The 5,417-nt window shown below is 66.2% G+C and carries 6 protein-coding genes; 3 read left to right on the top strand and 3 right to left on the bottom strand.

Annotation, left to right across the window (positions count from 1 at the left end; translation table 11 throughout):
* Nucleotides 1-95 precede the first annotated feature (95 nt).
* From ldtR to AC1DJT_RS34045, 3 genes are all read right to left on the bottom strand, one after another.
* Nucleotides 96-608 carry a transcriptional regulator LdtR gene (ldtR, locus tag AC1DJT_RS34055; RefSeq protein WP_441488701.1) on the bottom strand — a complete coding sequence of 171 codons (513 nt, stop codon included), beginning with the start codon at nt 606-608 and terminating at the stop codon, nt 96-98.
* A gap of 309 nt (nt 609-917) precedes the next feature.
* Entirely contained in the window at nt 918-1,376 is a 459-nt protein-coding gene (locus AC1DJT_RS34050; protein WP_441488702.1) for a DUF6163 family protein, read from the bottom strand.
* A 3-nt stretch (nt 1,377-1,379) separates the two neighbouring features.
* A complete protein-coding gene (locus AC1DJT_RS34045; RefSeq protein WP_476835810.1) occupies nt 1,380-2,435 on the bottom strand; it encodes an enoyl-CoA hydratase/isomerase family protein in 1,056 nt (351 codons plus the stop codon).
* A 181-nt stretch (nt 2,436-2,616) separates the two neighbouring features.
* Between AC1DJT_RS34045 and hemB the strand changes: the two genes are divergently transcribed.
* The 3 genes from hemB to AC1DJT_RS34030 all read left to right on the top strand — a co-directional run.
* Nucleotides 2,617-3,690: a porphobilinogen synthase gene (gene hemB / locus AC1DJT_RS34040; protein ID WP_441504754.1), complete on the top strand. Its 1,074-nt coding sequence runs from the start codon at nt 2,617-2,619 to the stop codon at nt 3,688-3,690.
* 125 nt (nt 3,691-3,815) lie between these two features.
* Nucleotides 3,816-5,147, top strand: coding sequence for a branched-chain amino acid ABC transporter permease (locus AC1DJT_RS34035; protein ID WP_441504755.1), 1,332 nt, complete (start codon nt 3,816-3,818; stop codon nt 5,145-5,147).
* 14 nt (nt 5,148-5,161) lie between these two features.
* On the top strand, nt 5,162-5,417 hold a 256-nt coding region (locus tag AC1DJT_RS34030; protein WP_476835809.1), incomplete at its 3' end, for a pyridoxal-phosphate dependent enzyme.

Genomic DNA, 5,417 nt, shown 5'->3' with positions numbered 1-5,417 from the left:
GAGCAATAGCGGCCCGAAAGACTCCCGCAGCGAGGGCGGGAGTTTGCAAGTTCAGGTCAGGTCAGCGCCGATTGTCTGGCGGTTCAGGCCAGAAATCAGAGCTTGTAGCGGATCTGGTCGGTCCAGAAGCGCTCGAGACGCAGCAGCGCGTTGTTCATGCGCTCGAAGTCATCGGCCGCGATGCCACCGATCTGCTCGACCGTCTGGACATGCTTGTCGTAGACGCCCTTCACGAGATTGTGCACCTCGTGGCCCTTCTCGGTCAGGCTGATGCGGACCGAGCGGCGGTCGATGCGCGACCGGGCATGGTGCAGGTAGCCGAGCTCGACCAGCTTCTTGACGTTGTAGGACACGTTCGAGCCGAGATAGTAACCGCGCGTCCGGAGCTCGCTGGCGCTGAGCTCGGCATCGCCGATATTGTAGAGCAACAGCGCCTGGACGCTGTTGACGTCGTCACGGTTGCGGCGCTCGAATTCATCCTTGATGACATCGAGCAGGCGGCGATGCAGCCGCTCAACCAGGGTGAGGGACTCAAGGTAAAGGGGCTTCACCTTGAGTTGAACTTCTTCCGACTTCACAGGAGCCAAAGTCTTTACGCTCGTTGTCATGGTATATCCCGCCTGTTGCATGCCGGCCAGGATTTATCTCCCGGTCCGCTTCTGAAAACACCATAGGCCGGACCKATGAAAACGAGTTTAAATATCAGGATGAATCGGAGATTTACCCCTTTGGGTGAATCGTAAGTGAAGCCAGAAACGCTTAAGCTAAAGCGTTTGTTACCATGACTCGACGCAATCGACGCGCTTTCGGGCCAAACGGGGCTCTCCGCGCCAGGGCCCGAGGGCCCGCCTGAACAGCGCCATTGCCGGGGGCCCGGGCCGCGTGTCGCGCGCACGGCAAGCCCGCACCGGCCGGTCTCAGGTCTCCTCGTTTTCCGCCGCCCAGGTGGCCAGGAAATAGGCGGCCATCAACCCGACATAGGTCGCGATCAGATAGGGCGTCACCGGCAGCAGCCGCGGGAAGAAGAAGCCGAGCAGCAACTGGCTGACCGCGGCCAGGAGCCAGAGCACCCCGCCCCAGGTGCTGGTCAGCCAGAGCCCGACCGCGGCGACGAGATCGATCACCGCGAAATAGACCGTGATCGCCTGATAGCTCAGCAGCTGCGACTCGAACGGCGTCTGCCCCTCCATGCCGATGCCGAAGATCACGGCCCAGGCCATCAGCCCCTTGGCCATCCAGGCGAGCGACAGCAGGCGGAGCAGCCAGACCAGCACGCGCCGCCAGCGGGTCAGCTTGCTCTTCTTCTCCTCGAGGCCGGCCGAGCCGATGACGCGCTGCCCGCGCAGGGGCTCGGCATCTCCCCTCCCCATTCCCATCGCTCAATGCTCCAGGACGAGTTCGTTCGCGCCAAGCGAAGCGAAGTAGTGCGCGATCGCCTGCGGATCGACCTCATCGAGCGTGGCCGGCTGCCAGCGCGGGGCATGATCCTTGTCGATCACAACCGCCCGCACGCCTTCATAGAAGTCATGGCCCTCGGCAATGCGCGAGACGATGCGGTACTCGGTGCGCATCGCCTCGGCGAAATCGAGCCCCGCCCCGCGGCGCATCTGCTCGAAGGCGATGGCAATGCTGGTCGGGGATTTGACGGCAAGCGTCTGCAGGGTCTTGCCGGCGAAGGCATCGCCAGATTCGGCCTTCAGCTTCAACCGCGCCCTGATGCCGTCCAGTTMGGAGGCGCCAAAGCATTCGGTGATGGTCGCGCGCTCGGCAGCGAGCTTTTGCGGGCCGGGATCCTGGGTGTATCCGGCCAGGATCTCGTCGATGGCGCCGCGGCCGGTCAGGGCATCGGCGAGTTCCGCCATCCGGCTGCTCGGTACGGGATGGGTCGCAAGACCCAGCGCCAGGGCGTCCGCGGCCCCGACACGGTCGCCCGTCAGGGCGAGATAGATGCCGGCTGCGCCTTCCAGGCGCGGCAGTGCATAGGTCGCGCCGACATCCGGGAAGAAGCCGATGCCGACCTCGGGCATGGCGAAGAGGTAGCGGTCGCCGGCGATGCGATGGCTGCCATGGAGCGAAATGCCGACGCCGCCGCCCATGACGATGCCGTCGATCAGCGCGATATAGGGCTTGGGATAGTGCTTGATACGGTGATTGAGGATGTATTCCTCGCCCCAGAAGGCGAGCATCTCGCCCTGACGGCCGGCTCGGCCGAGATCATGCAGCGAACGGATGTCGCCGCCCGCGCAAAAGGCCTTCTCGCCAGCGCCCATCACCACGATGCGCGTCACCTGCGGGTCATGCTCCCAGGCATCGAGCGCGCGTGCCAGTTCGCGGACCATGACCAGGCTCAGCGCATTCAGCGCCTTGGGACGGTTGAGGATGACGACACCCGCCGCGCCCCGGATTTCGCAAATGATCTCTGGTTCCTGCGACATGCCGTGCTGATCCCTGATAACAGGGTCCGGTTCTGGGCCGGGGCTCGGGCGCTTGTCAACGCGCGGCGCTGCGTTGCCCTGAGCGCATGGTTGCGACCATCCACCTCTATTTTGGAACGGTTCCGATGTGCTAAGCATCCGGCAAAGGACAAGCCAACGCGCCCAGGCGGCGGAGGATTTTATGGCATCTCGGGTTGTAAGGCCGTTTCCGGCGCCCGTCGCGCGGCAGGATGATCTGCCGGCCACTGCTCTGCGCAGCAAGGATTCGCTCGACCTGACCCGCCGGATGCGGCGCAACCGCAAGGCCGAATGGTCGCGCCGGCTGGTGCGCGAGGCGGTCCTGACCACGAACGACCTGATCTGGCCGATCTTCCTGGTGGATTCGAGCGAGGCCCGCTCCGCTGTCGAGTGGATGCCGGGCGTCGACCGGCTGAATATCGAGGAGGCGGTGCGCCAGAGCGCCCATGCCGCCAGCCTCGGCATTCCGGCGATCGCGCCCTTTCCCTATGTCGAGAAGTCGTTGCGCGACGCGACGGCGTCCGAAGCGCTGAACACGCGCAACCTGATGTGCCGCGCCGTGCGCGCCATCAAGGCCGAGGTGCCCCAGATCGGCATCATCTGCGACGCCGCGCTCGATCCCTACACCTCGCATGGGCACGACGGCGTCATGGCGGGCGAGCGCGTCCTGAACGATGCGAGCGTGCGTATCCTGACACAGCAGGCGCTGGCGCTGGCCGATGCGGGCGCCGATGTCATCGCCCCCTCCGACATGATGGACGGCCGCGTCGGCGCCATCCGGGTCGAACTCGACGAGGCCGGCTTCGAGGACGTCCAGATCATGGCCTATGCGGCAAAATACGCATCGGCCTTCTACGGTCCGTTCCGCGATGCGATCGGTACCAATGCGACGCTGATCGGCGACAAGCGCACCTATCAGATGGACCCCGCCAATTCGGACGAGGCCATTGCAGAGGTGGCGCTCGATCTCGAAGAGGGCGCCGACATGGTGATGATCAAGCCCGGCATGCCCTATCTCGACGTGATCGCCCGCGTGAAGGACCATTTCCGGGTGCCGACCTTCGCCTATCAGGTATCCGGCGAGTACGCGATGATCCAGGCCGCCGCCCTGAATGGCTGGATCGATGGCGACAAGGCCATGATGGAGAGCCTGATCGCGTTCAAGCGCGCCGGCGCCGACGGGGTGCTGAGCTATTTCGCGCCGCGCGTCGCCGAGAAGCTGAAGGTTTGCGGCTGAAAGCGGCTGGCTGAAATGCGTGCGCCTCGGAGCGCACCGCCTCACGTCACGGGAGACCGGCAAAGCGCTGAATTGCGCGACGCATCGAGTATCAACGCGTCGCAACTGGCGCTAGCCTCCGCGCAATGCGCGCGCTCCTCCCGATTCTCATTGCCTTGCTGCTGACCGGCTGCAGCGAACGCTTCGATACGGACCAGACGCGGCTTTGCCGCCAGGCGATCCCGGCGCTCAACGCGCCGGACGCGCGGATCACCATCGACCGCGCGACCAATGGCCCGCGCGCCAATACCTTGCGCATCCTCTACCATGTCGAGACCGGCGGCGGCCCGGCGCGCCAGCGCATGATCGATTGCCTCTTCGCCGGCGAGGGCGCGGGTCTGCAGCGCGGCGCGTTGCTCGGTGTCGCGGTCGACGGACGGCCGATGAACGATGCCAGCTTCTACCTGCTCCGGCGCTTCTACCTCGAGAACCGCGAGGAACCGCCGGTCGATCCGGGCTCGGCCCGCATCGAYGGCCTGCCGCAGCTCCCGCCCGGCCTCGCCTATGCCCTGCAGCAGGGCTTGAGCGCCCTGCCCTCGGCCGCGATCTACGCGCTGCTCGCCTCGGCCTATGCGCTGATCTATGGCCTGACCGGGCGCATCATCCTGAGCTTTGGCGAATTCGCCGCGCTCGGCGCGCTCTCAGCCGTGATCGGCGTGGCGCTGCTCATCTCGACGGCGATCTCGACGCCGGTCTCGGGGCTGCTGGTCGCCTTCGTCGTGGCCATGCTGGTCGCGGCCTTTCACGGCTTCGCCATGGGGCGGTTCGTGCTGCGCCATCTCGAGCGCGCCAGCGGCCAGCAGATGCTGATCGCGACGATCGGGCTCGCGATTGCGCTGTCTGAATATCTGCGGCTGGCGCAGGGGCCCGATCTGCGCTGGCTGCCGCCGGTCTACAACGAGCCCTGGCCGCTGGCCCGCTCCGGCAGCTTCATCGTCACCGCAACCCCGGTCGGACTGGCGCTTGCGGCCGGCGGCCTCAGTGCCGCGCTCGGGCTCGTGCTGCTGATCCGCTATTCCGCCTTCGGCCGGGCCTGGCGCGCGGTCTCGGACGATTCCGGCACCGCGGCGCTTTTCGGCGTCAACGCGCGTGCCGTGCATGACCGGGCGCTGATCCTCGCCTGCGCGGCCTGCGGCGCGGCCGGCGTCATCGTCACCGCGATCTATGGCGGCATGGGCTTTGCCGGCGGCTTCACGCTCGGGCTGAAGGCGCTCGTCGCCGCGATCCTGGGCGGCATCGGCTCGGTCGCCGGCGCCTGCCTTGGCGGCCTCAGCATTGCGCTCTTCGAGGTCATATGGTCATCAACCATGCCTATCGAACAGCGCGACATCGCCGTCTATAGCTTGCTCGCCGTGGTGCTGATCCTGCGCCCCGGCGGTTTCTTCGGCGAGGGCGCGATTGCGCCTCGTCAGGTCTGAACGKAACTCCACGCATGAGCGAGCCTTTCTCGATCACTCCCGCCGATATCGAAGCGGCCGCACAGCGTATCGAGGGGCATGTGCTGCGCACGCCGCTGGTGCCGGCGCCGCGCCTGTCCGAGCTCACCGGCGCGACCGTGCTGGTCAAGCACGAGAACATGCAGGCGACGGCCTCCTTCAAGGAGCGCGGCGCGGTCAACAAGCTGCTTGGCCTGACGGAAGCCGAGAGGGCCCGCGGCGTCATCGCCATGTCCGCCGGCAACCATGCAC

It is taken from the genome of Allobosea sp. 05T422_2, assembly GCF_056396265.1.
This window is presented reverse-complemented; position numbering and strand designations above follow the sequence as displayed.

Coding starts and splice junctions, on each gene's coding strand:
- hemB (WP_441504754.1), top strand. CDS start 2,617: ATGGCATCTCGGGTTGTAAGGCCGTTTCCGGCGCCCGTCGCGCGGCAG.
- ldtR (WP_441488701.1), bottom strand. CDS start 608: ATGACAACGAGCGTAAAGACTTTGGCTCCTGTGAAGTCGGAAGAAGTT.
- AC1DJT_RS34050 (WP_441488702.1), bottom strand. CDS start 1,376: ATGGGAATGGGGAGGGGAGATGCCGAGCCCCTGCGCGGGCAGCGCGTC.